This window comes from Actinosynnema sp. NPDC002837, from assembly GCF_040295345.1.
Taxonomy (GTDB): domain Bacteria; phylum Actinomycetota; class Actinomycetes; order Mycobacteriales; family Pseudonocardiaceae; genus Actinosynnema.
Genome location: NZ_JBEOVG010000030.1, coordinates 27,975 through 54,109 on the forward strand (window position 1 = coordinate 27,975; position 26,135 = coordinate 54,109).

General features: G+C 72.3%; 30 protein-coding genes. 14 read left to right on the forward strand and 16 right to left on the reverse strand.

All coding sequences use genetic code 11. The features are described 5' to 3' along the window. Positions 1–39 precede the first annotated feature (39 nt). Both ABTZ99_RS21300 and ABTZ99_RS21305 read right to left on the reverse strand, forming a co-directional pair. Positions 40–1,314: an ATP-binding protein gene (locus ABTZ99_RS21300; RefSeq protein WP_498780470.1), complete on the reverse strand. Its 1,275-nt coding sequence runs from the start codon at positions 1,312–1,314 to the stop codon at positions 40–42. Beyond that, a complete protein-coding gene (locus tag ABTZ99_RS21305) occupies positions 1,314–1,979 on the reverse strand; it encodes a response regulator transcription factor (protein ID WP_053718971.1) in 666 nt (221 codons plus the stop codon). Before ABTZ99_RS21305 ends, ABTZ99_RS21300 begins: the two co-directional genes overlap by 1 nt. Positions 1,980–2,018: 39 nt before the next feature. Between ABTZ99_RS21305 and hisN the strand changes: the two genes are divergently transcribed. Then, a complete protein-coding gene (gene hisN, locus ABTZ99_RS21310) occupies positions 2,019–2,804 on the forward strand; it encodes a histidinol-phosphatase (RefSeq protein ID WP_499613238.1) in 786 nt (261 codons plus the stop codon). A 7-nt stretch (positions 2,805–2,811) separates the two neighbouring features. On the opposite strand, the gene ABTZ99_RS21315 is transcribed toward hisN, so the two are convergent. Genes ABTZ99_RS21315 through ABTZ99_RS21325 form a run of 3 tightly spaced genes read right to left on the reverse strand, consistent with a single transcriptional unit; the run spans position 2,812 to position 6,201 of the window. Beyond that, on the reverse strand, positions 2,812–3,363 hold the full coding sequence (locus ABTZ99_RS21315; RefSeq protein WP_498780467.1) for a GtrA family protein: 552 nt from the start codon (positions 3,361–3,363) through the stop codon (positions 2,812–2,814). Positions 3,364–3,399: 36 nt separating this feature from the next. Then, positions 3,400–3,915: a GtrA family protein gene (locus tag ABTZ99_RS21320; RefSeq protein WP_498780579.1), complete on the reverse strand. Its 516-nt coding sequence runs from the start codon at positions 3,913–3,915 to the stop codon at positions 3,400–3,402. Positions 3,916–3,951: 36 nt separating this feature from the next. Beyond that, entirely contained in the window at positions 3,952–6,201 is a 2,250-nt protein-coding gene (locus ABTZ99_RS21325) for a sigma-70 family RNA polymerase sigma factor (RefSeq protein WP_499613241.1), read from the reverse strand. A 147-nt stretch (positions 6,202–6,348) separates the two neighbouring features. On the opposite strand from ABTZ99_RS21325, the gene ABTZ99_RS21330 reads away from it, so the two are divergent. Continuing rightward, positions 6,349–7,155 carry a GGDEF domain-containing protein gene (locus ABTZ99_RS21330; RefSeq protein ID WP_498780463.1) on the forward strand — a complete coding sequence of 269 codons (807 nt, stop codon included), beginning with the start codon at positions 6,349–6,351 and terminating at the stop codon, positions 7,153–7,155. 239 nt (positions 7,156–7,394) lie between these two features. Here ABTZ99_RS21330 and ABTZ99_RS21335 read toward each other — a convergent pair whose 3' ends face one another. After that, positions 7,395–7,877 (reverse strand): ricin-type beta-trefoil lectin domain protein, encoded by a 483-nt coding sequence (locus ABTZ99_RS21335; protein ID WP_498780461.1) that lies wholly within the window; start codon positions 7,875–7,877, stop codon positions 7,395–7,397. A gap of 260 nt (positions 7,878–8,137) precedes the next feature. Between ABTZ99_RS21335 and ABTZ99_RS21340 the strand changes: the two genes are divergently transcribed. The 7 genes from ABTZ99_RS21340 to ABTZ99_RS21370 all read left to right on the forward strand — a co-directional run bounded on the left by ABTZ99_RS21340 (position 8,138) and on the right by ABTZ99_RS21370 (position 13,992). Further along, the gene (locus tag ABTZ99_RS21340) at positions 8,138–8,554 is read left to right on the forward strand and encodes a GntR family transcriptional regulator (protein ID WP_498780459.1); all 417 of its coding nucleotides are present in this window, start codon (positions 8,138–8,140) and stop codon (positions 8,552–8,554) included. Next, positions 8,551–9,423: an ATP-binding cassette domain-containing protein gene (locus ABTZ99_RS21345; RefSeq protein WP_499613245.1), complete on the forward strand. Its 873-nt coding sequence runs from the start codon at positions 8,551–8,553 to the stop codon at positions 9,421–9,423. Before ABTZ99_RS21340 ends, ABTZ99_RS21345 begins: the two co-directional genes overlap by 4 nt. Continuing rightward, positions 9,420–10,400 carry an ABC-2 membrane transporter-related protein gene (locus ABTZ99_RS21350; RefSeq protein ID WP_498780455.1) on the forward strand — a complete coding sequence of 327 codons (981 nt, stop codon included), beginning with the start codon at positions 9,420–9,422 and terminating at the stop codon, positions 10,398–10,400. The genes ABTZ99_RS21345 and ABTZ99_RS21350 overlap by 4 nt, the downstream gene beginning before the upstream one ends. Positions 10,401–10,530: 130 nt before the next feature. Then, positions 10,531–11,727, forward strand: coding sequence for a 5-(carboxyamino)imidazole ribonucleotide synthase (locus tag ABTZ99_RS21355; RefSeq protein ID WP_498780453.1), 1,197 nt, complete (start codon positions 10,531–10,533; stop codon positions 11,725–11,727). 17 nt (positions 11,728–11,744) lie between these two features. Then, positions 11,745–12,230, forward strand: a complete 486-nt coding sequence (gene purE, locus ABTZ99_RS21360) for a 5-(carboxyamino)imidazole ribonucleotide mutase (RefSeq protein ID WP_499613308.1) — start codon at positions 11,745–11,747, stop codon at positions 12,228–12,230. A gap of 52 nt (positions 12,231–12,282) precedes the next feature. Beyond that, a complete protein-coding gene (locus tag ABTZ99_RS21365) occupies positions 12,283–13,446 on the forward strand; it encodes an acyl-CoA dehydrogenase (RefSeq protein WP_498780451.1) in 1,164 nt (387 codons plus the stop codon). Between the two features lie 216 nt (positions 13,447–13,662). Beyond that, the gene (locus tag ABTZ99_RS21370) at positions 13,663–13,992 is read left to right on the forward strand and encodes a hypothetical protein (protein ID WP_498780450.1); all 330 of its coding nucleotides are present in this window, start codon (positions 13,663–13,665) and stop codon (positions 13,990–13,992) included. Between the two features lie 25 nt (positions 13,993–14,017). Here the strand turns inward: ABTZ99_RS21370 and ABTZ99_RS21375 are convergent, their stop codons facing one another. The 4 genes from ABTZ99_RS21375 to ABTZ99_RS21390 form a co-directional block, all read right to left on the reverse strand. Next, a complete protein-coding gene (locus ABTZ99_RS21375; protein ID WP_499613250.1) occupies positions 14,018–14,215 on the reverse strand; it encodes a hypothetical protein in 198 nt (65 codons plus the stop codon). Positions 14,216–14,224: 9 nt separating this feature from the next. Further along, a complete protein-coding gene (locus ABTZ99_RS21380; RefSeq protein WP_499613311.1) occupies positions 14,225–15,286 on the reverse strand; it encodes a VanZ family protein in 1,062 nt (353 codons plus the stop codon). A 112-nt stretch (positions 15,287–15,398) separates the two neighbouring features. Next, the gene (locus ABTZ99_RS21385) at positions 15,399–15,878 is read right to left on the reverse strand and encodes an SRPBCC family protein (protein WP_499613253.1); all 480 of its coding nucleotides are present in this window, start codon (positions 15,876–15,878) and stop codon (positions 15,399–15,401) included. Continuing rightward, positions 15,868–16,206 (reverse strand): ArsR/SmtB family transcription factor, encoded by a 339-nt coding sequence (locus ABTZ99_RS21390; RefSeq protein ID WP_498780444.1) that lies wholly within the window; start codon positions 16,204–16,206, stop codon positions 15,868–15,870. The genes ABTZ99_RS21385 and ABTZ99_RS21390 overlap by 11 nt, the downstream gene beginning before the upstream one ends. Positions 16,207–16,350: 144 nt before the next feature. Between ABTZ99_RS21390 and ABTZ99_RS21395 the strand changes: the two genes are divergently transcribed. After that, a complete protein-coding gene (locus tag ABTZ99_RS21395; RefSeq protein ID WP_498780442.1) occupies positions 16,351–16,758 on the forward strand; it encodes a DoxX family protein in 408 nt (135 codons plus the stop codon). Between the two features lie 3 nt (positions 16,759–16,761). Here ABTZ99_RS21395 and ABTZ99_RS21400 read toward each other — a convergent pair whose 3' ends face one another. The 4 genes from ABTZ99_RS21400 to ABTZ99_RS21415 form a co-directional block, all read right to left on the reverse strand. Beyond that, positions 16,762–17,457, reverse strand: a complete 696-nt coding sequence (locus ABTZ99_RS21400) for a TIGR03089 family protein (protein WP_498780440.1) — start codon at positions 17,455–17,457, stop codon at positions 16,762–16,764. A 54-nt stretch (positions 17,458–17,511) separates the two neighbouring features. Next, positions 17,512–18,384 (reverse strand): hypothetical protein, encoded by an 873-nt coding sequence (locus tag ABTZ99_RS21405; protein ID WP_498780439.1) that lies wholly within the window; start codon positions 18,382–18,384, stop codon positions 17,512–17,514. Positions 18,385–18,489: 105 nt separating this feature from the next. After that, complete coding sequence (locus ABTZ99_RS21410; protein WP_499613257.1) at positions 18,490–19,701, reverse strand: LCP family protein; 1,212 nt, start codon at positions 19,699–19,701, stop codon at positions 18,490–18,492. Between the two features lie 83 nt (positions 19,702–19,784). Then, the gene (locus tag ABTZ99_RS21415) at positions 19,785–21,317 is read right to left on the reverse strand and encodes an LCP family protein (protein ID WP_498780437.1); all 1,533 of its coding nucleotides are present in this window, start codon (positions 21,315–21,317) and stop codon (positions 19,785–19,787) included. A gap of 170 nt (positions 21,318–21,487) precedes the next feature. Here ABTZ99_RS21415 and rfbB point away from each other — a divergent pair, with 170 nt between their 5' ends. Continuing rightward, on the forward strand, positions 21,488–22,480 hold the full coding sequence (gene rfbB, locus ABTZ99_RS21420; protein ID WP_498780435.1) for a dTDP-glucose 4,6-dehydratase: 993 nt from the start codon (positions 21,488–21,490) through the stop codon (positions 22,478–22,480). Beyond that, on the forward strand, positions 22,480–23,373 hold the full coding sequence (rfbD, locus tag ABTZ99_RS21425) for a dTDP-4-dehydrorhamnose reductase (RefSeq protein ID WP_499613261.1): 894 nt from the start codon (positions 22,480–22,482) through the stop codon (positions 23,371–23,373). The genes rfbB and rfbD overlap by 1 nt, the downstream gene beginning before the upstream one ends. Before the next feature lie 9 nt (positions 23,374–23,382). Here rfbD and ABTZ99_RS21430 read toward each other — a convergent pair whose 3' ends face one another. Next, positions 23,383–23,865, reverse strand: coding sequence for a GNAT family N-acetyltransferase (locus ABTZ99_RS21430; RefSeq protein ID WP_499613264.1), 483 nt, complete (start codon positions 23,863–23,865; stop codon positions 23,383–23,385). A 36-nt stretch (positions 23,866–23,901) separates the two neighbouring features. Between ABTZ99_RS21430 and ABTZ99_RS21435 the strand changes: the two genes are divergently transcribed. Both ABTZ99_RS21435 and ABTZ99_RS21440 read left to right on the forward strand, forming a co-directional pair. Continuing rightward, positions 23,902–24,645: a hypothetical protein gene (locus ABTZ99_RS21435; protein ID WP_499613267.1), complete on the forward strand. Its 744-nt coding sequence runs from the start codon at positions 23,902–23,904 to the stop codon at positions 24,643–24,645. A gap of 44 nt (positions 24,646–24,689) precedes the next feature. After that, a complete protein-coding gene (locus tag ABTZ99_RS21440) occupies positions 24,690–25,556 on the forward strand; it encodes a GNAT family N-acetyltransferase (RefSeq protein ID WP_499613270.1) in 867 nt (288 codons plus the stop codon). Here the strand turns inward: ABTZ99_RS21440 and ABTZ99_RS21445 are convergent. Next, entirely contained in the window at positions 25,553–25,993 is a 441-nt protein-coding gene (locus ABTZ99_RS21445) for an Imm1 family immunity protein (RefSeq protein ID WP_498780425.1), read from the reverse strand. The two genes, ABTZ99_RS21440 and ABTZ99_RS21445, sit on opposite strands and share 4 nt — an antisense overlap. Positions 25,994–26,135: the final 142 nt, after the last annotated feature.

Here is a 26,135-nt window from a genome sequence, read left to right on the forward strand (position 1 = left end):
AGGACGCCAAGGCCGGAGGAGCCCAGCCGGAGGCCGCGCCTAGCGGGGCGTGAGGTCGGTCCGCCAGCTCACGCCGACCACGTCCTCGGCCTTCGGCACGGGCAGGAACAGCGCGAACGTCGCCGGCCGGGCGGTCGACAGCTCCAGCCGCCCGCCGTCGGCGTCCACCAGGGCGCGCGCCAACGCCAACCCCACGCCGGTGGACCCGCCGCCGGACACCCCGCGCTCGAAGATGTGGTGCGCCAACTCGTCCGGCACGCCCGCGCCGCCGTCGGCGACCTCCACGACCACCGTCCCGTCGTCACGGCGCGCGGAGACGACGACCTGGCCCTCGCCGTGCCGCAGCGCGTTGTCCAGCAGTACGCCGATCGCCTCCCGGAGCCGCGCGGGCGTGGCGCGTGCCAGCAGACCGTCCGGCACCCTCACCCGCAGCGCGCGCCCGGCCCGCCGCAGCGGCTCGCGCCACTCCTCGGCGATGGCGGTCAGCTCCGCGCCGAGGTCGAGCGGTTCCGCGCCCACCGCGCGGGCGGCCCGGGCCGCGGCCAGCATCTCGTTGAGCACCTCGGCCAGCCGTTCGGCCTGCTCCAACGCCGCCCGCGCCTCGGCCGCCATGTCCGGCTCCGGGTGCAGCGCCAACGCCTCCAGCCGGAGCTGCAACGCGGTCAGCCTGCTGCGCAGCTGGTGCGAGACGTCGCCGACCAGCTCCCGCTCCCGCTGCACGAGCTGCGCCAGCGCGCCCGCCGAGCGGTCGAGCGCCTCGGCCACCAGGTCCAGCTCCGGCACGCCGTGGCGCCGGTCGTCGCGCCGGAAGTCACCCGCGCCCAACCGGGCCGCGCGCGCCGCCACGTGCCGCAACGGCATGGCGAGCTTGCGGGCGGTCACCGTGGCCACCACCGTGCCGGTGCTCACCGACAGCACGACCAGCAGCACCACCAGCGCCGCCACCTGGTACTGCGCGGTGTGCATCGGCGCGGACGACACCTCCAGCCGCACCGTGCCCTGCTGCGCGATCGGCACCTCCACCGACAACGGGTCCGGTCCGGGGCGGCGGCCGAACTCGAGCACCCCGGAGGCCGACGTCACCACGAGGTGGCCGCCCTCCGGCACGCCGACCTCCACCGGTCCGAGGTCGATCTGCCGGCCGCTCGCGAGCTGGTCGTCGATGGACGCCGCGATCCGCTGCGCCCGCGCGGTCAGGTCGGTGCGGGCGCCGTCCTCCACCAGCCGCAGCGCCGTGTAGCCGAGGGGCAGGCCGAGGGCGAACCCGGTGACCGCGACGGCGAGCAGGATGGCCCGCAGGATCCGGCTGCGCATCAGTCGGCGGTGTTGAAGCGGAAACCCACGCCGCGCACGGTGGCGATGCGGCGCTCCACCGAGCGCACGTCGCCGAGCTTGCGGCGCAGCCACGACATGTGCATGTCGAGGGTCTTGCTGCTCTTGAGCTCCGGGTCGTTCCAGACCTCGGACAGGATCTCGTCGCGGTGCACCACCTGGCCCGCGCGCTGGATCAGCACGCGCAGGAGCTCGAACTCCTTGTTCGCCAGCTGCACCTCCAGCCCGTCCACGGTGACGCGCCGGGCGGCGAGGTCCATGCGCACGCCGTTGACCTCCAACGTGCCCGGCGCGCGCCGGCGCAGCAGCGCGCGGATGCGGGCCATCAGCTCGGCCAGCCGGAACGGCTTGGCCACGTAGTCGTCCGCGCCCGCGTCCAGGCCGACGACGAAGTCGACCTCGTCGGACCGCGCGGTGAGCATCAGCACGGGCAGGCCGCGACCGCCCGCGCGCAGCCGGCGGCACACCTCCAGCCCGTCCATCCCGGGCAGGCCGAGGTCGAGCACCAGCAGGTCGATGCCGCTGTGCGTGGCGGCGTCCAACGCGCCGGGGCCGTCGGTGACCACCTGCACCTGGTAGCCCTCCCGCTGTAACGCGCGGGACAGCGGTTCGGCGATCGCCGGGTCGTCCTCGGCCAACAAGACCACGCTCACGACTCCCAGCGTAGGCGTGGCACGATCCCGTGCGTGCCCGACCACCGCGCAGATCTGTCCCTGGCCCTCCGCCTCGCGGACGAGGCCGACAAGATCACCACCGCCCGGTTCCGCTCCCGCGACCTCGTGGTGGGGAGCAAACCCGACCGCACGCCGGTGACGGACGCCGACGTGGCGGTCGAGGACGCGATCCGCGCGGTGCTCGCGCTGGAGGCGCCGGACGACCAGGTCGCGGGCGAGGAACGCGGCGGCACGGCGGGCGACGGCCGGGCGTGGGTGGTCGACCCGATCGACGGCACCAAGAACTTCCTGCGCGGCGTGCCCGTGTGGGCGACGCTGATCGCGCTGGTCGTGGACGGCGCGCCGGTGGTCGGCGTGGTGAGCGCGCCCGCGCTGGGCCGTCGGTGGTGGGCCGCGGCGGGCGGCGGCGCGCACACGTCGGACGCTTCGGGCGTGCGCGAGATCTCCGTGTCGGCGGTGCGCGAGCTGTCCGACGCCTACCTGTCCACCACGCACCTGGGCACGTGGGTCGAGCACCACTCGCGCGAGGCGTACCTGGCGCTGGTCGACGCGTGCTGGGAGAACCGGGCGTTCGGCGACTTCTGGCAGCACTGCCTGGTCGCGGAGGGCGCGATCGACCTGGCCGCGGAGCCGATCGTGAACGCGTGGGACGTGGCGCCGTTCCAGGTGCTGGTCACGGAGGCAGGCGGCCGGTTCACCGACCTCGGCGGCGTGGCGCGGTTCGACGGGGGCAACGTGCTGACCAGCAACGGGCACCTGCACGACGCCGCGCTGGGAGTGCTGGCCGAAGGCCGCTGACCGCCGGTCAGGAGTGCCCGGGCGCCTGCTCGTCGTCCGGGCGGTCGTAGGCCCGCGTCACGCGGCGCGGCCGGAAGTCCGCCTCGGGGAAGACCCACTTCTTGTAGCCCCACCAGCGGAACACCATGGCGATCAGGGTGCCGATGACCTGCGCGCTGAGGAAGTCGGCGACCTCCTCGCCGAGCCTGCTCACGTGCGGCTCCTGCAGGTGCAGCAGGTACCGCGACACCCACAGCGGCAGCGAGTTGAGCGCGATGCCGATGCCGTTGACGAGGAAGAACAGCGCCGCCTCGTGGCTTCGCTCACGTCCGCCCCTGGTCTTGAACGACCACTCGCGGTTGAGCACGTACGACACGATGGTCGCCACCAGCGTCGCCACGATCTTCGCGGTGACCGGGTTCTCGCTCAGCACGATCGTCTTGAGGCCGAAGAAGATGACCGTGTCGATCACGAAGCAGGTGCCGCCGACCACGGCGAACTTCAGCAGTTCCCGGTGCTTGAGGGCCAGGGAGCGCAGCGGTTCGGGCAGGCGGAGGACGACGTTCTCGACTACGGACACCCCGGCAGTCTACGGAAAGCGGGGTGAAAGGCCTGTTCAGGCGACTTCGCGGGATTCCGCCACGACGTGCAGCGGCTGGACCGACGGCCGCGCGTCGGCCTGGGGGAACACGAACTTCCGCATCGCCCAGAACTTGAAACCCGTGGCCAGGAGCATGCCGATCACCGAGCCGGCGGCGAAGTCGGCGACCTCCGAGTGCAGGTCGAACACGTGCCGCGAGACGTACAGCGGCAGCAGGTTGACGCCGATGCCGACGCCGCTGACCAGGAAGAAGAGCGCGGCCTCGTGGTGTCGCTCACGTCCGCCGCGGGTGTGGAACGACCACTCGCGGCTCAGCACGTAGGAGGAGATGACCGCCACCAGCACCGCGATGGCCTTCGCGGTGACGACCTTGTCCTCCAGGACGGTCAGCTTCAACGCGTACCAGACGCCGTTGTCGATCACGAAGGTCGTGCCGCCGACGACGGCGAACCGGATCAGCTCGCGGTGCTTGTTGATCAGGAAGCGGACCGGTTCCGGCAGGAGACCCAACACCCTGCGCACTAGTGGCAGCACCGGGGCAGGCTACCGACCCGCGTGATCGAACGATCACGAAGGGGTACGGCAGTGGCCGGGGAACGGGTCGTCCCAGCTCGGCGGCAACCACGGCGGCCTCGGTCGGCACGGTTCGCCGCGCGTGGGCGGCGGCGTGGTCGGGGTCGTGGTCGTCGGGGCGGTCGTCGGCTCCGTCGTGGTCGTGGTCGACGCGGGCGGTTCCGTGGTCGGTGCCGACGGGACGGTCGTCGTCGTCACCGGCGGTTCGGTGGTCGTCGGTGTGGTCGACCTGGTGGTGGTGGTCGTCGTCGTGGGCGGCGTCGACTTGGTGGTGGTAGGTGCGGTGGTCCGCGTCGGCGTGCCGGCCGGCGGCTCGGGCTCGTGCGGTTGGCCCGGGCGCAGCGAGATCGGCACCTCGACCTGCTCGGCCGCCGTGCCGAGGGTCGCCGAGACCCGCACCACACCCTCGCGGTGCGGCGACCCGATCGCCCAGACGGCCAGCCGGAACGACTCGCCGCGCGCCAGCGGCACCTCGCACACCACCCGCTGGCGGGACCTGTCGCAGCCGGGCCACAGCGCGACCAGCGTGATGTGCCGGTCGGACTCCACGACCAGGCGCAGGTCGCCCGCCCGCCCGCCGGTGTTGGTGGCCTTGACGTCCAGCCGCGGGTCCCAGAACCCGTGCTGCCACCGGTGGACCAGCAGTTCCAGGTCGTCGTGCACCGGGCGCACCTCGACGTCGACCGCGATCGCCACGCTCAGCGAGCCGCCCGCGGTGACCGTGCCGGTGATCCGGCCGGTCGTCGCGTCCGGGTCGGCCTGCACCCGGACCACGAACGTCGCCGAGCCGCCGGGCGCGATGCCCTGCGCGGTGGCGCACGTCACCGTGCCGGTGCCGGCCGGGCAGGCCACGGTCTGGTCGACCGCGCCGTCGAGCCGGACGAGCCGCCCGCCCGCGAACGAGTCGGAGGGGCCGACGGACCGGATGCCCGGCGGCAGGTCGAGGGCGGCGCTCGCCGGCTCCGAGGCCGTCTCACCGGCGTTGCGCACGGTGATCGGCACGTCGACCGGGTCCTCGCCGGGCGTCAGCACGAACCCGCTCGGCACCACCGGCACCAGGTTCGGCGGCGTGGGCTCGGGTGCCGGCTCGGGCTGGGGTTCGGCGGGCGGTGTCGTCGTGGGCGGCGGGGTCGGGGCGGGCGCCGGTTCGGTCGTCGGCGCGGGTTCGGTCGTGGGCGAGGGCTCCGGCGACGGCACGACGGCAGGCGGCGGCACGGGTGGCGGCGGCTGGGTCGGTTGGGCCGGTTGCGTGGTGACCACCGGGGCGGCCTGCGCCGCGGGCACCTCCTGCTCGCCGCCGGAGGCCAGGCCGATCGCCACCGCGACCACCAGGGCGGCGGCCGAGACTCCGGCGACGAGGAACTGGCGCGGCGCGGACGCGACGGCGCCGGCCGCGCCACCCGTGCCCGCGGCGGCGACCGTGACGGCCTTGGCGGTGCCCGCGCCGGCCGCGGCGAGGTAGCCGGACGCGCCGAGGCCGAGCACCAGCGGCGCGATGATGCCGCGCAGCGCGCCGTTGACGTCGGCCAGCTCGGCGGCCAGCGCCCGGCAGGAGCCCGTGCACTCGTCCAGGTGAGCCTCGACCTGCGTGGTCTCCCGCTTGGACAGGCCGCCGCGCGTCCACGCGCCGAGCCGCTCCACAGTGGCACGGCAGCGCTCGGTCTGCGTCTCGGCCAGGTGCACCTGCAAATAGGCCTGCTTGAGGCCCTCGCGGGCCCGGTAGGCCAGCGCGGAGACGCCGTTGGCGGTCAGACCGAGCAGCGGCGCGATCTCGGCGGGCGACTGGCCCTCGATCTCGGTGTGCCACAGCACGGTCTGCCAGCGCTCGGGCAGCCGGGCGAACGCCTTGGCCGCCATCGACCGCTCCAGCCCGGCCACCGCGGTGTCCTTGAACGGCACGCTGGTCGCCTCGGGCGCGACCTCGGCCACGTCGTCGGCCAGCTCGAGCTTGCGGTCGCGGCGCGTCTTGTCGTAGGCGGTGTGGCGCAGCGCGGTGAGCAGGTAGGCGCGGAACGCCGAGTCGGGCCCGCGGCCCGCCCGCAGCGTGTCGAGGACCTTCGCGAAGGCGTCGGAGACCAGGTCGTCGGCCTCGGCGGAGGACCTGGAGAGCTGGCGGGCGAGGTTGTACGCGGCGGACACGTGGCGTTCGTAGAGCTGCCCGTAGGCCTCGATGTCCCCGGCGCGCACGGAGTCGATCAGCTCCGCATCGCTAGGTCCCTGGACTTCGGCAGGAACGGTCGCCACGTGTTCTTCCCTCCTCGCGCGGCGTCAGTGTGACCTACGGAGTCGCACACCGTCACCCAGAACCCCCCGACTGGGTGGACTTAATGCCGTCATGGCTGAGTGGCGGCGACGTCTCGTAGGCGAAACCGACGTCGAGGAGGCATCCGGGTGGATGTTCGGGAAGCGGTCGCACGGCGTGGCGGCGCCGAGGGGACGCGGGCACTGCGGTCGAGGTGGCGCACGGCCACGATGGCCGCCGGCTGGGCGTTCCCGGCGGACTGGCCGTTGGCCGAGGTGGACGGGGTGTGCCGGGCGGTGCTGGACCAGGAGGACGTGAGCACGGCGCTGTACCGGCTGGGTGCCGCGCGCGCCGAGGCGGGCGCCGGGCTGGCGGAGACGCTGCTCGACCTGGCGGCGCTGCACGCGGTGCTGGCGGAGCCGCCGGGGTCGACGGGCATCGTGTCGCCGGGGGTGGACGCGATCCCGTCGCCGATGCTGCGGTCCACCGCGCTGGGCTGGGGCGACGTGATGAGCAGGCGTGCGGCGGCCTGCGCCGCGGACAACCCGCTGACCGGCCTGGCCACGCCCGCCTACCTGCGCACGAGGCTGCGCGAGGTGTACGCGGAGGCGCGGGCCGTCGGCCGCCAGGACCACGTGCTGGTGTTCGTGGCGCTCGACCTGACCCGCACGTCCGGGTGGTCGCGCGTGGTCGCGATGACCCTGCTGGCCGACGCGCTGAAGGAGGTGTTCGACGGTGGCGAGACGGTGGCCTCGATCGGGTCGTCGGTGGCGTGCGTGCTGCTGCGCCGGGACCGGCACCTGCCGCGGGCCGTGCTCAACCTGCGGGTGCTCGCCGCGGACCGGCTGGCCGTCGACCCCCACGTCGCGCCGACCGGCCCGGTCGAGGTCTGGGTGGAGGAGTTGCCCCCGACCTGCGAGGACGCGGTGGCGTTGATCGCCGGTCTCGGCCGCTGAGAGCCCGGGCGCCGAACCCCTGTCCGGCGTCCGACAACTGAAGACCCCCCTCCCCCGAAGGAGCCCGGCGCCTGGTTTCCCAGCGCGCCGGGCTCCTCGCTCTCAGGCCCCTTCGGGGGGACGCGCCAGGCCGATTCCGGTGCGGAACCCGCGGCGGGTGGTGGTCTCCCGGTGTCGAGGTCGGCGAATCGGGGACACCTGTCACCAATGGACCGGTGGGGTGAGCCGAGTGCCTTCGGCTATCGCTCGATGAGGTGCCACAACTGGTCGACCCGGTCCTCCTCGCACCTCGTGAGGATCAGCGCGTTGTAGGTGCCGTTGTGGGTGACGCAGAGATTGGTGCCCCTCAGTTCGACCTTCCAGACGCGCCAATTGTCACGGGGAGAGAGGTCCCACTCCTGATTCGGGTAGGCGCCGCAGTCCCGGCCCGCCAACGTACCCTCGATTGAGGTCACGCACCATCCGTACTGCTTGTTCCTGATGGTGCCGTCACCGGGCCAATACCATTGCTGGTTGTCCCCGCCGTGGCGCGGGTGGGCGATGACCGGGTAGTCGGGGTTCCAGGCCCAGTTGGTCTGGTCCCATACGTCGTCGGTCACGGTATCGCTCTGGATCTCGTAGAACGTCTGCTGCGTGTCGGGCTGGGCCGCGTTGGCGAGCGGCGCGACGAGCAACGCCGAGACGGTCGCGACAAAGGTGACGAGGAGTCGTGCGAATTTCATTCGCTTTCCTTTCGGTACCGGGTTTCGTGCACGCTCCAGTAAAAGGGCCGGACCGGATTCCCGAGCGGCGGGAACAACCATCGTGGCGATAAACGACCCGGCCGGTCGGGGCGGGCGTCGCGCGGTCACGGACGCGGGACGGGTCGACACCCCACCGTGCGCGGCGGGGTGGGTCCACGGGTGACCCGCTTGACAACCTCGGGGCGTTCCGCAACCGTGTGTCAGTGTCTTAGTCGAGTGACACAATTTGGAGGCGCCGGGTGGAGTTCCGCATCGACCGGTCCAGCGGCCTCCCCGCGTACCTCCAGCTCGTGCGCCAGGTCCGGGAGGCGCTGCGCCTGGGCTGGCTAGGGCCGGGAGACCGGCTGCCGACCGTCCGCGACGTCGTCGCGAGGAGTGGTGTGAACGCGAACACGGTGCTCAAGGCCTATCGCGAACTGGAACTGTCCGGCCTGGTCGAGGCACGCCAGGGCTCGGGCACGTTCGTCAAAGCCGGGCTCGGCTCGACCGACCCGCGGGTGATGGACGCGCTGAGAGCGCGGCTCGCCGTGTGGGTCCGCGAGGCGCGCGAGGCGGGGTTGGACGCGGAGGACATCGACGCGCTGGTGCGCTCGGTCCTCGCCGCCGACGAGGGCGGCGAGCAGCAAACGGCAGGGGAGGGGGTGGCGGTCCCGTGAGCACCGGGGTGGAGACCGCCGACGCGGCCGCGGTCGCGGTCCGGACGCGGTCGCTGGGCAAGCGCTACCGTGCGAAGTGGGCGTTGCGAGAGTGCACGTTCGAGCTGCCCGCGGGTCGCGTGGCGGCGCTGGTCGGCGCGAACGGCGCCGGCAAGACGACGTTGATGACCGTCCTGGCCGGACTCCTCGACGCCGACGAGGGGTCGGCGGGCGCGGTGGGCCGGGTGGCGTTCGTGTCGCAGGAGAAGCCGGTCTACCGGAACTTCTCGGCGGCCGACGTGCTGCGCCTCGGCGCGCGGCTCAACGTCGTCTGGGACGAGGCGCGCGCCCGTCGCTGGCTGGAGCGCTTCGAGATCCCGTTGGACCGGGCGTGCGGCAAGCTGTCCGGCGGCCAGCAGGCCCAGGTGGCGTTCGCGCTGGCCATCGGCTCGCGGCCGGACGTGCTCATGCTGGACGAGCCGCTGGCCAACCTCGACCCGCTGGCCCGCCGCGAGGTGACCGCCGAGCTGCTGGGCGAGGTCGAGCAGACCGGCATGACCGTGCTGCTGTCCACGCACGTCGTGGCCGAGCTGTCCGGCGTCGCCGACTACCTGCTGCTGCTCGCGCACGGCCGGCTGCTGGCGGGGGGTGACCTGGACGAGCTGCTCGGCAGGCACGTCAGCTACACCGGGCCGCGCTCGGACGTGCCGCCCGCGTTGGGCGGGATCGTGGAGGCGCGGCACACCGCCCGCCAGTCGACGTTCCTGGTCGAGCTGCCGGAGGGGCAGCCGCGGCCGGTGGTGGCGGGCCCGTGGGTCGAGCGCGCGCCGACGTTGGAGGACTACGTGCTCGCGCAGCTCGAAGCCACTCGGAAGGGGGCCCGCGCATGACCACCACGACGGACACCACGTCGGTGACCAAGCGTGCCGGCGTCGGGTGGGCGGACCTGGCGTGGCTGACGTGGCGGCAGCACCGGTGGGCGATCGCCGGCGTGGTCGTCGTCGCCGGCGCGGCCATCGCGCTGGCGCTCCTCCTCGCGTGGCGGGTCGAGGCCACCGGCGACGCACGGGGGCTGTTCGGCCGCTGGCGCTTCATCAGCGTGGGCAGCGTGGTGATGCTGGCGCCGATGGTGACCGGCCTGGCCGTCGCGGTGTTCTGGGCGGCGCCGGTGCTGGCGCGCGAGTACGAGCAGCGCACGCACCTCGTCGTGTGGAGCCAGGACATCACCCCGACCCGCTGGCTGGCGGGCAAGGCGGTGCTGCTCGGCGTGCCCGCGGTGGCCCTCGCCGTCGTCGTCGGCCTGGCGTCGAGGACGCTGATCGACAGCATCAACGCCACGACCGACCGGCCGATCTTCCCGCCGTTCACGATGCCGGCGTTCGAGGCGGCGCCGCTGGTCCAGGCCGGGTTCGCGGCGTTCGGCTTCGCGCTCGGGCTGGCGCTCGGCGCGGTCACCCGGCGCACGGTGATGTCGATGGGCCTCGCCCTCGGCGTGTTCGTCGCGGTGCGCGGCGTCGTGGCGGGCCTGTGGCGGCCGAACTTCCAGGAGCCGTTGCTCAAGGTGGAGCGGTACGACGCCTACGAGCGGTCGTGGGACGGGCCGGGCGACGGTTCGTGGACGGTGGCGAGCGGGTTCTCGGACGCGGCGGGCAACGAGGTCGCGTACCCATCGGCGTGCTCGAACGTCCACGACAGCGACGCCTACACGAAGTGCATGAACGACAACAACGTGCTGTTCTTCACCGAGTACCACCCGGCGGAGCGGCTCGTGCCGTTCCAGCTGTTCGAGTCCGCGATCTTCCTCGTGCTCGCCGCGGGCCTGCTCGCGCTGGCCTTCGTGCGGGTGCGCCGCGCCAGTCGGGTCTGACCGGGGACCGGGTTCGCCGCCTTCACACCGCGGCGGCCCTGCCGTGGGGGTCCCGCGCGCGTCACCGACCGCGCGGGGCTTCCGCACCCGGTCCGGAGCACCCTGTTTGTGCACGTAGAATCACGAAACCGTGGACTCCCGAACCCGCCTCCCCGTCGTCGGCATGATCGGCGGCGGCCAGCTCGCCCGCATGACGCACCAGGCCGCCATCCCGCTCGGCCAGTCGCTGCGGGTGCTCGCCGAGTCGGACTCCGACCCCGCCGCGCTCGTCGCGCGCGACGTGGAGCTGGGCAAGCACACCGACCTGGACGCGTTGCGCGCGTTCGCCAAGTCGTGCGACGTCGTCACGTTCGACCACGAGCACGTGCCGCAGGAGCACCTGCACGCGCTGGTCGCCGACGGCGTGAAGGTGTTCCCCGGGCCCGACGCCCTGGTGCACGCGCAGGACAAGCTGGTCATGCGGGAGCGGCTGTCGGCGATGGGCGCGCCCGTGCCGCCGTTCGCCGCGGTGCTGGACGCGTCCGACGTGCTCAAGTTCGGCGCTCGGCACGGCTGGCCGTGCGTGCTGAAGGCCGTGCGCGGCGGCTACGACGGCCGCGGGGTGTGGATGCTCAACACGCCGCAGAGCGCGCAGCGGGTCGTGCCCGAGCTGTTGGCCGCCGGCACGCCGTTGATGGTCGAGCAGTGCGTGCCCATGCACCGGGAGCTGGCCGCGCTGGTCGCGCGCTCGCCGTTCGGCCAGGGCGCGGTGTGGCCGCTGGTGCAGACCGTGCAGCAGGAGGGCATCTGCGTCGAGGTGCTGGCGCCCGCGCCCGAGGTGGACCCCGCGCTCGCCGAGCAGTCGCAGGAGCTGGCGCTGCGGATCGCCGCCGAGCTGGGCGTGGTCGGGCTGCTGGCCGTGGAGCTGTTCGAGACCGCCGACGGGCTGGTCGTCAACGAGCTCGCGATGCGCCCGCACAACTCCGGCCACTGGACCATCGAGGGCGCCCGGACCTCGCAGTTCGAGCAGCACCTGCGCGCCGTGCTGGACTACCCGCTCGGCGCGACGGACCTCGCCGCGCCCGCCGTCGTGATGGCGAACGTCCTCGGCGCGGCGGACTCGCCCGAGATGGGGCCCGACGAGCGGCTGCACCACCTGTTCGCCCGGTTCCCCGACGCGCACGTGCACCTGTACGGCAAGGCGGAGCGGCCGGGGCGCAAGATCGGTCACGTGACGCTGCTCGGCGAGCGGATGGACGAGGTGCGGCAGCGGGCGAGGCTCGCGGCGCACTGGCTGTCCGACGGTGCGTGGCTGGACGGGTACGACATCCACGGAGGACAGCAGTGACGCACGTCGGCGTGATCATGGGCAGCGACTCGGACTGGCCGGTGATGAAGGGCGCGGCCGAGGCGCTGGCGGAGTTCGACGTCGCCTACGAGGTGGGCGTGTACTCGGCGCACCGCACGCCGCAGCGGATGCTGGACTACGCCACCACGGCCGCGTCCCGGGGGTTGCGGGTGATCATCGCGGGCGCCGGCGGGGCCGCGCACCTGCCGGGGATGGTGGCCTCGGCGACCGCGCTGCCGGTGATCGGCGTGCCGGTGCCGTTGAAGTACCTGGACGGGATGGACTCGCTGCTGTCGATCGTCCAGATGCCGGCGGGCGTGCCGGTGGCCACGGTGTCCGTGGGCGGCGCCCGCAACGCGGGGCTGCTGGCCGTGCGGATCCTGGCGGCGGCGGACGAGGAGCTGCGGAAGCGGATGGAGGCGTTCCAGGCGTCGCTGTCGGAGTTGGTGCTGGCGAAGGACGCCGCGCTGCGGGCTGTTGCGGACGGCACAGCGGCGAATTGAGTGAACGCGCGCTAACATCCCGGTAGGACGCCCTACCGGGAGGTAACTTAACGTGGACCCGAGCTTCGGTACCTATCAGCTCGCCGAAGAGCACGAGGCGCTGCGCGAGGCGGTCCGGTCGCTGGCCGACAAGGAGATCGCGCCGCACGCGGCGGACGTGGACGAGCAGGAGCGCTTCCCGGTCGAGGCGTTGAACGCGCTGGTCAAGTCCGGTTTCGCGGCCGTGCACGTGCCCGAGGAGTACGACGGCCAAGGCGCCGACTCGGTGGCGACGTGCATCGTGATCGAGGAGGTGGCGCGCGTGTGCGCGTCGTCGTCCCTGATCCCGGCGGTGAACAAGCTGGGCACGATGCCGATCCTGCTGTCGGCGTCGGAGGAGTTGAAGCGGCAGGTGCTGCCGTCCATCGCGTCGGGCGAGGCGATGGCGTCGTACGCGCTGTCCGAGCGGGAGGCGGGCTCCGACACGGCGTCGATGCGCACGCGGGCCAGGCTGGACGGCGACCACTGGGTGTTGAACGGCACGAAGTGCTGGATCACGAACGCCGGTGAGTCGACGTGGTACACGGTCATGGCCGTGACGGACCCGAACGCGCCGAAGAAGTCGCAGGGCATCTCGGCGTTCGTCGTGCACAAGGACGACCCGGGTTTCGTCGTGGGTTCGAAGGAGCGCAAGCTCGGCATCAAGGGCTCGCCGACCCGTGAGATCCACTTCGAGAACTGCACGATCCCGGCGGACCGCGTCATCGGCGAACCGGGCACCGGCCTGAAGACCGCGCTGCGGACGCTGGACCACACGCGTCCGACCATCGGTGCGCAGGCGGTGGGCATCGCGCAGGGCGCCCTGGAAGCCGCCGTGGCCTACGTGAAGGACCGCAAGCAGTTCGGCAAGTCGATCTCCGAGTTCCAGGGCGTGCAGTTCATGCTGGCCGACATGGCGATGAAGATCGAGGCCGCCCGGCACATGGTCTACGTGGCCGCGGCGAAGGCCGAGCGGGGTGAGCCGAACATCGGCTTCATCACGGCGGCGGCCAAGTGCTTCGCGTCGGACGTGGCGATGGAGGTCACGACGGACGCCGTGCAGCTGTTCGGGGGCGCGGGCTACACGCGCGACTTCCCGGTGGAGCGCATGATGCGTGACGCGAAGATCACCCAGATCTACGAGGGCACGAACCAGATCCAGCGGGTCGTGATGTCGCGCTCGCTGCTCAACGGCTAGTCCGCCCGGCACGCCGGCCCGACGGCGGCCTGATCTTCGTCGATCAGGCCGCCTTTGTCTTGTCTACGGACATCCGCACGCTCCTCGGTGGATTATCACCGTTGGTAGCGTCGCATTACTCTGATGGTCGAGTGTGTTCGGTGTGGCCTGCCCTTAGCGTTGCGTCCCGGTTCGACGAATCGAGCCGCAGGTAATGGAAAAAGGGGAGCAGGCCTCATGAAGAGCATCAAGACCGCGGTCGCCGCACTCGCGCTGGGCGCCGGTCTCACCGTGTCCGGCGGTGTCGCGACGGCCGCTCCGGTCGAGGCCACGGGCGGTGACGTCGGTGTCCAGTGCACCCGGCAGTACGTGCTGACCAGCAATGCGACGCTCCGTCACTCGCCCGGGGGATCCGTCAAGGCGTACGCGTTCGTCGGGGACAAGTTCAACGTGCCCAACCCGTCGGGCAATTGGTACTACGGCAACCTCTACGACCAGTACAACACCCACTTCGGTGATGGTTACATCCTCGCTTCGGCGCTCGCCTACACCGGTATCTGCTTCTGATCGGTGAATTGATACGGGTTCCCTCTCACGGGTTCCAGAACTTCGTGTCCCCCAACGGCGTGTACGCGTCCTCCGGGCCCTGCGGGTGGCGGCCGAAGGACACGTACACGTCGCCGTACCCGGTCGGCACCGAGAACTGCTCCGTCTGGTCCAGCTCCTCCTCGCAGTAGCGGTGGAGGAGGGTGAAGAAGGTTCGGTACTCGTCGTCCGACAGCGGTCCCATGGGGTGAGGCTAAGGGCTGGTCAGGGCGGTTGCGGGGGTTGGGTCCGTCGGAACGGCACGGGTTCCGGCGGCCAGGTCCGGCAGGCTCCGCTGGTCCCGGCGCAGGACCGGGATGACGAACGTGCCCAGGACGAAGAACGCCAGGACGGTCAGGTCCACGGCGAACGGCCACGGGGTCGGGGCCAGGGTGGTGTAGGTGATCAGGCCCGTGACGCCCAGGAGCTCCCGCAGGGCGATCCGGAACGGGTTCGCGCGGTCGCCGTCGGCACGGCGGAGTCGGTGGCGCAGCAGCCAGCCGCCCGGCGTCCGGCCGGTGACCGACGGCAGGACGACGCGGATCGCGACGGTCAGGGCCAGGAGCCACCAGCGGTTGTCGTCGAAGAGCAGGTGGGTGACGACGATCAGGATGGTCACGTCCACCGCCAGCGCCATCAAGCGACGCGGCACGGTCACCGTGCGAGGTGGGGCCGTCGACGCGTCCGGGTGCGGCACGGCGGGGACGACCAGCGCGACCGGGGCGAGCATCCAGCCGAGCAGCGCACCGGTGGTGTTCGAGATCAGGTCGTCGACGTCCGCCACGCGGTACGGGCACGGGTACGCGCCCAGGTTCCCCGTGTACTGCACGACCTCGACGGCCAGCGAGATCCCCAGCCCGATCACGACCACGGTGACCGCGCCCCGGCCGTAGGACTTCCGCAGCACCACGCCCAGCGGCACGAACAGCGCGACGTTGAACGCCTGCTGGACGAACGCGCTCGACGTGACCACGGCGCCCACCCCGGAACGCCCGTTCGCCGCCAGGTTGTGGCGCATGTCCGTCACCCACTGGAACGGCGTGGTGGACAGCATCGCCTCGCCGTCGCACACCAGCGCCGACGGGAACGGCAGGAAGATCAGCGCCAACGCCACCAGCCCGTAGGCCAGCAGCCCGTACAGGACCACCGCCCGCCGCGGCTCCACCCGCCCGAACCGGTAGTAGTGCAACGCGATCAACGGCAGCAGGACGAGCACGCCGACGCCGACGAACGCCGCGAACCCCGTCCGAACCGACTCCAGGTACGAACTCAGCATCTCCACCGATCCGGTCCACCGATCCCGCGACGTAGGTCAACCGCTCTGTAACCCCGATCGCGTGAACCCCAAACCCGATCGGCTCACGTTGCCGCCGAACGGACGTGCCGGGTCAGCCCGTCGACGTCAGGTAGGCCGCCAGCCGCTCGTAGCTGGTCTCGGCGCCGTCCTTCATCCCGGTCTCCAGGGCCCGGTCCCGGTCGGCCCGCGACGGGAACTCCATCGTCTGCACGACCGTCGTGCGGTCACCGTCCGCGATGAACCGGGTGGTGTTCACCGTCGAGGGCCACTCCGGACCCCACGACTCGGTCTGCACCGTCTTCGACCAGGGCGTGACCTCCCGGTACTCGCCGGTCATCGCCATCTCGCTGCCGTCAGCCCGCTGCCACACCATGTGCCACCGCCCGCCCGGCCGCAGGTCGATCTCGCAGACGGGCATGGTCCAGCCCTCGGGCCCGAGCATCCAGTGCACGACGTGCTCCGGCTTGGTGAACGCCTCGAACACCAGCTTCTGCGGCGCGTCGAACGTCCTGGTCATGGCCACCTCCACCGCGGACGGCGTGGTCCACGAAACGGTGGTGTCAGTCGTCATCGTCCTGCTCCTTCATGCGTTCGAGGTAGCCGTCCAGGCGGCGGTAGCTGTCGTCCCAGAACCGGCGGAAGCCGTCGGCCCACTCGCTGACCTCGCGCAACGGCGTCGCGTCGAGCGCGCACGGCCGCCACTGCGCATCACGACCCCGCGTGATGAGCCCCGCCCGTTCCAGCACGCGCAGGTGCTTGGACACCGCCGGCCCGCTCATCGCGAACGGCTCGGACAGCTCCTTCACAGTCGCCGCGCCGTCCGCGAGCCGCGCCAGGATGGCCCGCCGCGTCGGGTCGGCCAGGGCCGCGAAGGTGGTGCTCAGGGGATCGTCCGCCATGGCTACCTAACCACTCGGTTATCTAACTGACTGGTTTTCTACGCCCCTGTCGAGTCGCTGTCAACCTCGCCCGCGGGCCGGGAAGTGGTTGAAACTTCATATAACTTCGAGGGCGTTCGACAGTCGACGTGAAGGGGAAACGCAATGCTCAAGGACGTGGCAGCGCTCATCGGCCGCATCGGCGTGGGAGTGGTCTTCATCGCCCACGGCTGGCAGAAGGTCACCGAGTGGGGTCTCGACGGCACCGCCACCGCCTTCGCGGGCATGGGCGTGCCGCTGCCGACGCTGTCCGCCTGGTTCGCCGCGATCGTCGAACTCGTCGGCGGCGCGCTGCTGGTCCTGGGCGTGGCGATGCCTGTGGTCGGCGTGCTGCTGGCGCTGAACATGCTCGGCGCGCTGATCCTCGTGCACCTGCCGAACGGGCTGCTCGGCCAGGGCGGCTACGAGCTGGTCCTCGTGCTCGCCGTGGCCGCGATCGCGGTGGGGTTCAACGGCGGGTCGCTGTCCGTCGCCCGGTTGGCGAAGGGGCGCAAGGCCGAACAACCCGCCTGACGTTCAGCCGACCAGGTCCAGGGTCGTCTGCTCGCTGGCGCGGCGTGCGGCCAGCAGGTCCGGTGCGGCGTTGCTGCACTGCACCAGCGAACCGCCGCCCGCCAGCACGGCCAGGAAACCGTTCAGCAGGCCGTCCGGCAGGCCCCACTCCACAGTGGACAGCACGCGGGACGTCGTGGTGATGCCCAACGTCGCCGCCCGCTGGTGCGCCTCCTCCACCACCTCGTCCACAGTGGACTTCAGCAGGGCGGGCGTGGTGCCGGGGATCGGCTCCCAGGGTGCGAAGTCGTCGCCGAACACGCGCACGTCGTCGTTGTAGTCCACGGGCGCGCCGCTGCCCAACCCCATGGGGTGCAACGACGCCACGGCCGTGACCACGGCTCCGGGCGCCTCGACGCCGGGCGCCACGACGGCCACCTTCGCGCCCGCCGGGTCGTCCGTGACCGCCGCGCCGCACCACCACGCGCCCAGCAGCACGCCGGCCGTCTGCCAGTGCGCGGGCAGCAGCACGGCCACCGGGTCGCCGGGCTCGACGTCGTGCTCGTCACGGAGCCAGTTCGCCGTCTTGGCCGCCCAGTTCCGGATGGTGGCGCGCGACAGCTCCACCCGCGTGCCCGCCGCGTCGTCGTAGTGCGTGATCAGGGGACGGCCGGGATTCGCCGCGAACAGGGGCGCGAACAGGGCATCCGTGACGGTCATGCGCCAACCTTGCCACGCCCCGCCACCCCCGCGCCCATCGCCCCGAGCACCGGGTCAGTCGGCGGTCAGGACGCGGAGGGCGTTGGCGGTGACGATGCCGCGCCACTCCAGCGCGGCGGCCGGGCCCGGTGGCCGCCAGGTCACCGGCCAGCCGCCGTCCTCGCACTGGGCGGCGGCGAGCGCGGTCAGGTGGGCGGTGATCGCGTCGGCCGGGAAGAGGGCGCGCAGCGGGTCGGTCGGCAGCGGCGCGAAGTCCAACGGGGTCAGGCCGTAGCCCTCGCCGGGGTAGAGGTGGAACAGGCTCAGATCCTCGACCGACAGCCCGTGCCGACCGGCCCACTCCCGGTCCGGGGTGGTCGCCAGGAAGTGCAGCACGTTGACCGCCGTGTGCGCGTCGACGTCGCCGGACAGCGCCTCGATCCGCACGCGGCAGAACTCGTCGGCGGAGTCGACCCACGCGGCGGACACGCCGGCCTTGCGCAGCCCCGCGACGATGCCCGCCGTCGGGTTGAGGCCGACCGGGAACCGGCCGTCGCCCCAGTGCTCGGCGCGGGCGTGGTCGGCGATGTCGGGCAGCACGATCGGCAGCCCGCCCTCGGGGGAGGTCACCGAGTCGAGGTACGGCACCAGGCTCCCGGCGAACCCGGCGACCTTCTCCCGCACCACGGCGTCGGCCGCGGCGGGCGAGTCCAGCACCTGCCCGAGCACGCCGAGCGCGAAGTCGACGGCCAGCGGCTGGCTGTGCGGCGCGCGGACGTCCGGTTCCAGCGCGTGGCCCAGCCCGCCGTCTGCGTTGCGGTAGCCCGCCAGCGCGTCCACGACCGCGACCGCCGCGACCGGGTCGGGCCGGGACCACAGGAGGGCGAGCCGTCGTTCGAGCAGCCGGGCGTGCGTGTCCAGGAACGCGTGTGCGCGGGCGAGGTCCATGCCGACGATGCTGGCACCTGCGCCGCCCGCGGGTCTTGAACGAATCGGCCGTCAGCCGACGCGGGCCGGTCAGTCGACGCAGGCCGGTCAGTCGACGCAGGCCGGTCAGTCGACGCAGACCGGGCCGGCCTGGACGGCGCGGTGGCGGGGGCCGTCCAGGCTCACCAGGCGGTCGCCCGCGAGGCGCTGGGTGGGCGAAGCGCCGGCCGTGGTCGAAGTCCCGGTGGCCGGAGGGGCAGCCGAGGTCGGGGGCGGGGCCGGCGCGGGCGTCTTCTCGCCCAACAACTCCGCCACGAACGCCTTCACCTGCGCCGGGTCCACGGTCACGATGCTCTGGCCGCGGTCGTTGCGCGCGCCGACGCCGGTCACCGGGATGGTCGCGAACTCGACGTTCCCGCCGGCCAGCCCGCGCGCCTGACCGGCGAACTTCGCCAAATCCAGGGCCTCGTCCACCACGATCGACTTGTTCACCGCGTCCAGCAGCCCGGACAGCCGCGTCGGGTCCGCCAGCGTCCCCGCCGACAGCAGCTTCGACATCGCCGCCGACATGAACACCTGCTGCCGGGTGATCCGGCCCAGGTCGCCGTTCGGGATGCCCTTGCGCTGGCGCACGAACGCCAGCGCGTCCCCGCCCGAGATCGTCTGCACGCCCGCGCGGAAGTTCGCGCCCGAGTCCGGGTCCGACGTGCCCTGCTTCAGGCACACCTCCACGCCGCCGATCACCTCGGTGAGCAGGTAGAACCCGTAGAGGTTGATCTCCGCGTAGTGGTCGACCCGCACGCCGGTCAGCTCCTGCACCACCTGCACCAACGCCCGCCGCCCGGCCTGGTCGCCCGCCTTGGAGCGCTCGGTCAGGTCGGACATGCCCGACGCCGCCAGCCGCTCCATGGTGAAGAACTTGGTCAGCCCGTACGCCGAGTTGATCTTCTCCTCGCCGACCTCCGGGATCGGCACGTAGGTGTCCCGGGGGATGGACACGGCGTGCGCCTTGCTGCCGTCGTGCGGCACGCGCATCACGATGATCGTGTCCGTGTTGAGGGTGTCCGTCGCCTCCGTGCGCAGCTTCCGCAGCACGTGCTCCGGCAGCGGCACGCCCTGGGCGTCGGTGCGGCTGTCGCTGCCGACCAGCAGGATGTCGGTCGCGCCGTCGGCCGCGGGCGGCGCGTTCGGCACGTCCGACAGCGCGGTCAGCACGTCGGTCGTGTTCACGCTCTCCTGCACGCGCTGGAACGTCGACCAGCCGTACCCGGACGCCGCCAGCACGGCCGCGGACAGCAGCGCGACGAGCACGCGTCCCGCGATCACCGCAGCCCTCACCGGCGCTCCTCCTACGAATGGGTGTCCGACCAGGCTAACCACCCTCGGCCGGTCGGACGTCCGGATTCACCGGGAGGTGGTGCTCAGTTGACGCAGACCACACCGTCGGCGGTGATCGGCGGGGTCGAGCTCGTCGAGGGCGGGCTGTCCGTGCCCGGCACGCCGACCGACGCCGGGTCGGACTGGTCCGGCGGCGCGTAGTCGGCGCCGGCGTACACGAGAACCTGCCCCCTGGGCACGGAGTCGTCCTCGATGGCCTCGGCGTTACCGGTCAGGGCCGAGATCACCTTGTCGGCGCTCGCCCGCTCACCCGGCGCGTACCGCACGGACGTCGTCTCCGCGTACGCCCCGGAGTCCGCCCGACCGCGCTTGAAACCCTTCTCCACCAACATGTCCAGCACGCTCGCGGCGAGCCGGTTCACCCCGGCGGAGTTGTAGACGTGCACGGTGATCGCCGAGGGCGGCGGCCCGGACGGCGTCGTGGTCGTGGCGGGCGCCTTCGACGGGTCGTTGTCGGTCGCCAGGCCCTTGATGAACTGGCGCACCCGCGCGGGGTCGACCGGCAGCACGTTGCCGTCGCTCCACGTGTCCATCGGGTCGCCCACCGGGATCGTGCGGAACTGGATGTTGCCGCCCACGAGGCCCTGCATCTGGGTGGCGAACTCGGTGATGTTCCACCCCTCGCTCAGCACGACGGACTTCTTCACCGCCGTCACGAGCCGGTCGAGCTGGTCGAAGTCGGTCAGCGTGCCCGTGGAGAGCACCTTGCGGGCCAACGCGCCGATGAACACCTGCTGCCGCACGATCCGGTCCAGGTCGCCGCCGGGCAGCCCGCCGCGCTGGCGGACGAACGACAGCGCCTTGGCGCCCTCGATGGTCTGCCGCCCGGCCGGGAAGTCCGCGCCCGAGTCGCGGTCGCTGGTGGCCTCGTTCAGGCACACCTCGACGCCGCCGAGCGCCTTCGTCACCTCGTAGAAGCTGGCCAGGTTGACTTCGGCATACCGGTCGACGGTGACGGAGCCGCCGGTCAGCCCCTCGATCGTCTTGATCAGCGTCTTGCGGCCGGCCAGCGTCGACTCCAGCTCGATGCGGGCCTCGTCGGTCACGCCCTTGTCGCGCAGCTCCTGCGCCTTGTCGTTCTTCTGCCTGGCCAGCGCGGAGTTCAGCTTGTGCTTGCCGAACCCGTCCGCGATCTCCACGTACGCGTCACGCGGGAACGAGATGGCCACCGCACGCGTGCCGTCCTGGGGGATGTGCACCAGGATCATCGTGTCGGTGTTCTGCGTGCCGTCCGCCACACCGCCGTTGAGCAGCGCCAACACCTCGTCCGACAGCGGGTTGCCCTGCGCGTCGGTGCGGCTGTCGACCCCGACCAGCAGGATGTCGACCGCGCCGTCGAGCGGCCTGCGGGGCACGCCGTCGGCGTCCTCGGTCACCGAGGACGCGATGACGTCGGTCGTCGTGATGTCCTCGTCGATGTCGCTGAGGTAGTACCAGCCGTACCACGTGACGACGAGCACAGCCGCCGAGACCAGCGCCAGCAGTGAACGCGCGGTGATCGCGAGTGCACGCAGTGCAGCCGATCCACCGGCTGTTCCTGGCGGACTGGAGTCCACTGCCTGCCTCCCCCGTGCGCTCAGGCGTGCCTGGTCGACATTACTGGCGCGGAGGTTGGCCGCGCCGGACATTCCTCTTATACGGGAGACGCTGTAACAACCAGGTGGGTTGCACGAATGGCACTCGTGACAGACTGCGATGAGCAACCGCCTTCAGGAGGACACTGAGCATGCGGGTACTGGTAACGGGTGGGGCCGGGTTCATCGGTTCGCACTACGTGCGGGAGATGGTGGCCGGCGCGTACCCGGCCTACGCCGATGCCGAGGTGGTGGTGCTGGACAAGCTCACCTACGCCGGCAACGAGGCGAACCTGGCGCCGGTCGCGGACAGCCCGAGGCTGACCTTCGTCCGGGGCGACATCTGCGACCGCGAGCTGGTCGCCGACCTGATGGGCCGGACGGACGTGGTGGTGCACTTCGCCGCCGAGTCCCATGTGGACCGCTCGATCTCCGGCTCGGCCGACTTCGTGCTGACCAACGTGCTCGGCACCCAGACGCTGCTGCAGGGCGCGCTGGAGGCCGGTGTGGAGAAGTTCGTGCACGTCTCGACCGACGAGGTCTACGGCACGATCGAAGAGGGTTCCTGGACCGAGGACCACATCCTGGAGCCGAACTCGCCCTACTCGGCGTCCAAGGCGTCGTCGGACCTGCTGGCGCGGTCGTTCTTCCGCACCCACGGGCTGCCGGTGAGCATCACCCGGTGCTCGAACAACTACGGTCCGTACCAGTTCCCCGAGAAGGTCATCCCGCTGTTCGTGACCAACCTGGTCGACGGCAGGAAGGTGCCGCTGTACGGCGACGGCCTCAACGTCCGCGACTGGCTGCACGTGGACGACCACTGCCACGGCATCCAGCTCGTGCTGGAGGGCGGGCGCGCCGGTGAGATCTACAACATCGGCGGCGGCACGGAGCTGACCAACCGGGAGCTGACCGAGCGCCTGCTGGAGGCCACGGGGCGTGACTGGGACTCGTTCGTCGAGCCCGTCACCGACCGCAAGGGCCACGACCGGCGCTACTCGGTGGACATCACCAAGATCAGCACCGAGCTGGGCTACGCGCCGCGGGTCGACTTCGCCGAGGGCCTGGCCTCGACCGTGCGGTGGTACCGGGACAACCGGTCGTGGTGGGAGCCGCTCAAGCAGCGCGCGGCGCTGGCCGGCTGATGGCGCTCGCACTCCTCGTGCCCGGTGGCCGCGGCCAGCTCGGGCGGGACCTGGTGACGGCGGCGCCCGGCGACGGCCTCGTGCACGCGCCGTCGTCGGCCGAGCTCGACCTGACCGACGCCTCGGCGGTGGCGGACGCGGTGGCGGTGTTCGCCGCGAGCGCCCGTGACGCGGGGTTCCGGCCGGTGGTCGTGAACGCTGCGGCCTACACGGCGGTGGACGCGGCGGAGACCGACGTCGACCGGGCCGCGGAGGTCAACGCGGTCGGGCCCGCGAACCTGGCCACGAGCTGCCGCGAGCACAACGTGCCGCTGCTGCACGTCTCCACGGACTACGTGTTCCCCGGCGACGGCACGCGGCCGTACGAGCCGACCGACGAGACCGGGCCGAAGTCCGTCTACGGCCGCACGAAGCTCGACGGCGAGCGCAACGTGCTGTCCACATGGGACCGTTCGTGGGTCGTCCGCACCGCTTGGGTCTACGGCGAGCACGGCAACAACTTCGTGAAGACCATGGCCCGACTGGCCGCCACGAACGACACGCTGTCCGTTGTGGACGACCAGATCGGCTCGCCGACGTGGTCGCTCGACCTGGCGCACGGGCTGGTGGACCTGGCCGCCGCGGTCACGTCGGGCGGCACGCCCGCCCGGGTGCTGCACGCGACCGGCGGCGGCGAGACCACGTGGTGCGGCTTCGCCCGCGCCATCTTCGCCGAACTCGGCCTCGACCCGAACCGCGTGCACCCGTGCACGACCGCCGACTTCCCCCGCCCCGCCCCGCGCCCGGCGTACTCCGTGCTGTCCAACAAGGCCTGGGAGGACTCGGGCCTGACCCCGCTGCGGCACTGGCAGGAGGCGTTGGCGGCGGCCGTGAAGGCGAACGCGGTGCCCTGAGCCGTCGGTTCAGGCCGGCAGTTCCTTGCGCAGCATCGTGCCGCGAGGCCCGTACCCGGCCGACGCGTAGAAGCGGACGGCGTCCTCGTTGAGCGTCAGGACGCCGGCGTAGAGGACGGTCACACCGCGTGCCGAGGCGGCTTGCTCCGCCCCGGCGAGCAGGGCCTTGCCGACGCCCCGGCCGCGGTGCGCGTCCAGGACGACCGTGTGCACGTCGGCCGCCGGGCGCGGCACCGTGATCTGGTGCGCGGGCGGGTCCGGCAGGGGCACCACTTCCGCCATGCCCGCGACCTCGCCGTCGACGTCCGCGACGAGGACCAGGACGTCCGACCCGCCGGAGAGCACGTCCTCGAAGTGCTGCCGGACGACGTCGGCCTCGGGCAGCCGGTAGACGGCCGGGTCGAGCCGGACGTGCTGCTCGGCGTTCGCGAGGCGGAGGCGGACGAGCGCGGGCACGTCCTCCCGCGCGGCTGCCCTGACCGTGGTCGTCACGGCCCGCAGTTTCCCAGACGGGGGGAGGATGCGGGGGTGCGCGTGATCACCCTCGCTTCGCGGCCCGACCTGGCCGACGCCGTCTACGGGATCCCCTACCCGCCCGACTCGCCCCGGTTCATGCAGGGCGACCTGGCGTCCCTGCTCGTGCGGGGACGGCGGGTCGCCGCGCGGTGGCCGCACCTGGTGGTGGCGCTGCTGGACGGCGACAGGCCCGTGGCACGGGGGATCATGGTCGCCTTCCTGGCCGACCGGGACTCCCGGGAGCGGTTCCCCGACGGCGGGTGGGGCCAGGTGGCCGTGTGGGCGGCCGAGGACCTGATGGACGGCGTCGAGCCCGACACCGCGTGCGCGCTGGAGATCGCCGTGGACCCCGCCCACCTGGGACGCGGGCTGTCCGGCGCGGTCGTGGCGGCGATGCGTTCGGCGGTCGCGGCGGCGGGGCTCGCCGAACTCCTGGTGCCGCTCCGGCCACCGGACAAGGCGACCGAGCCCGAGGTGCCGATGGACGAGTACGCCGCGCGGACCCGTGCCGACGGGCTGCCCGAGGACCGGTGGCTGCGGACCCACGTGCGGGCCGGGGGACGGGTCGAGGGCGTCGCGTGGTGCTCGTCGACCGTGCAGGCGACGTTGGCGCGCTGGCGGGAGTGGACCGGGCTGCCGTTCGACCGGGACGGGCCGGTGCTCGTGCCCGGCGCGCTCGCCCCGGTGCTCGTCTCGACGTCGCAGAACGTGGCCGTGTACGTCGAGCCGAACATCTGGGTGTCCCACCGGACCTGAAACCGGGGTGCGGCCGGTCGGTGCGGTGGTGTGTGATGCGGGGCATGGCGATCGAGTTGGGCACGCCGTCCGTCGACGGGCTGGCCGGTGCGGTGGACGCGCTGCGCGAGTGGCAGCACGATGGCGCGCCGATGCAGCTGCACCCCGGCGACATCGGCTGGTTCTGGCGGTACGGCGCGGAGGCGACGGCGGCGGCCGTGCGGACCTGGAGCCGGGGCGGACGAATCCTCGCGGTCGGGCTGCTGGACTCGCCCGACCTGCTGCGGATGACCATCGCGCCGGACGCCCACCAGGACGAGGAGCTGGCCCGGCGGGTGGTCGAGGACGTGACCGCTCCCGAGCGCGGGGTGCTGGTCGCGGGCGAGGTGTACGTCGAGGCGCCGAGGAGCGCGCTGGTCCAGGACCTGCTGGCCGAGGCCGGCTGGGACACCGACGAGCCGTGGACGCCGCTGCGGCGCGACCTGGCGGAGCCGGTGGAGGACCCGGGCGTGCGGGTCGAGGTGATCGGACCGGAGCGCGCGCACGTGCGGGCCGCCGTGCAGCGGGCGTCGTTCAGCAGTTCCACGTTCACCGACGAGCGCTGGCACGCGATGGCCGCCGGAGTGCCTTACACCGACGCCCGGTGCCTGGTCGCGCACGACGAGCAGGGCAACGCCGTGGCCGCCGTGACGGTGTGGTCGGCGGGTCCGGGCCGGCCCGGGTTGATCGAGCCGATGGGCGTGCACTCGGACCACCGGGGCCACGGCTACGGCAAGGCGATCACGGTCGCGGCGGCGGCCGCGCTGCGTGAGCTGGGCTCGTCGAGCGTCCTGGTCTGCACCCCGAGCTCCAACGTCGGCGCCGTCGCCACCTACAAGTCCGCCGGCCTCGAAGCGCTCCCCGAGGTCCGCGACCGCCGCCGGGACGCTTAGGCGGCCTGCCAGGTGACGCCCTCGGGGCGCTTGGCGGTGGCCAGGAACTCCTTCAGCGCGGTCGCCAGGACGTCCACCGGGACGCCCGCGCCGGCCGGGTAGTCGACGTACTCGGAGCGGTACTCGGGGGAGGCCGGGTCGCCGGCCAGGGTCGAGTAGTCGTGCTCGGGGTCGGCGTAGGTGAGGTAGCCGTAGCCCTGGTGGATGGCGGCGGCCATGTCGTGGTCCGGGATCTTGGCGCTGCCGGGCGCGCCGAGCAGGCCCTCGGTGTCGGTGATCAGCTCGCGGTCCTGGTGCTCGATCACGGCCGGTCCCGCGCCGGGTTCCGCCAAGCGGGTCAGGAGGGTGTCGACGTCCTCCGGCGTGCCGACGGTCATCTCGTCGGCGGCGTCGGCGTCGCGCTCTTTCATGATCGGCCACACAGCCGTGAAGCTCATGGCCGGCATCATCGCAGTGGACGCGCTGAGTGACCACCGGAGGGGTCGGTTGGGCCGTTGGGGTGGAGTAGGTTTATCGCACTGGTTTTGCGCTCAACCGGTGCGAGAACCTTTCCGCCATGTCCGCGCTCGGGCGATCCCC

Bases quoted from the DNA above. Each gene is read 5' to 3' on its own strand.
- ABTZ99_RS21300 (WP_498780470.1), bottom strand. From the start codon at position 1,314: ATGCGCAGCCGGATCCTGCGGGCCATCCTGCTCGCCGTCGCGGTCACC.
- ABTZ99_RS21335 (WP_498780461.1), bottom strand. From the start codon at position 7,877: ATGAAATTCGCACGACTCCTCGTCACCTTTGTCGCGACCGTCTCGGCG.
- ABTZ99_RS21350 (WP_498780455.1), top strand. From the start codon at position 9,420: ATGACCACCACGACGGACACCACGTCGGTGACCAAGCGTGCCGGCGTC.
- purE (WP_499613308.1), top strand. From the start codon at position 11,745: ATGGGCAGCGACTCGGACTGGCCGGTGATGAAGGGCGCGGCCGAGGCG.
- ABTZ99_RS21370 (WP_498780450.1), top strand. From the start codon at position 13,663: ATGAAGAGCATCAAGACCGCGGTCGCCGCACTCGCGCTGGGCGCCGGT.
- ABTZ99_RS21375 (WP_499613250.1), bottom strand. From the start codon at position 14,215: ATGGGACCGCTGTCGGACGACGAGTACCGAACCTTCTTCACCCTCCTC.
- ABTZ99_RS21380 (WP_499613311.1), bottom strand. From the start codon at position 15,286: ATGCTGAGTTCGTACCTGGAGTCGGTTCGGACGGGGTTCGCGGCGTTC.
- ABTZ99_RS21385 (WP_499613253.1), bottom strand. From the start codon at position 15,878: ATGACGACTGACACCACCGTTTCGTGGACCACGCCGTCCGCGGTGGAG.
- ABTZ99_RS21390 (WP_498780444.1), bottom strand. From the start codon at position 16,206: ATGGCGGACGATCCCCTGAGCACCACCTTCGCGGCCCTGGCCGACCCG.
- ABTZ99_RS21395 (WP_498780442.1), top strand. From the start codon at position 16,351: ATGCTCAAGGACGTGGCAGCGCTCATCGGCCGCATCGGCGTGGGAGTG.
- ABTZ99_RS21400 (WP_498780440.1), bottom strand. From the start codon at position 17,457: ATGACCGTCACGGATGCCCTGTTCGCGCCCCTGTTCGCGGCGAATCCC.
- ABTZ99_RS21405 (WP_498780439.1), bottom strand. From the start codon at position 18,384: ATGGACCTCGCCCGCGCACACGCGTTCCTGGACACGCACGCCCGGCTG.
- rfbB (WP_498780435.1), top strand. From the start codon at position 21,488: ATGCGGGTACTGGTAACGGGTGGGGCCGGGTTCATCGGTTCGCACTAC.
- rfbD (WP_499613261.1), top strand. From the start codon at position 22,480: ATGGCGCTCGCACTCCTCGTGCCCGGTGGCCGCGGCCAGCTCGGGCGG.
- ABTZ99_RS21440 (WP_499613270.1), top strand. From the start codon at position 24,690: ATGGCGATCGAGTTGGGCACGCCGTCCGTCGACGGGCTGGCCGGTGCG.
- ABTZ99_RS21445 (WP_498780425.1), bottom strand. From the start codon at position 25,993: ATGAGCTTCACGGCTGTGTGGCCGATCATGAAAGAGCGCGACGCCGAC.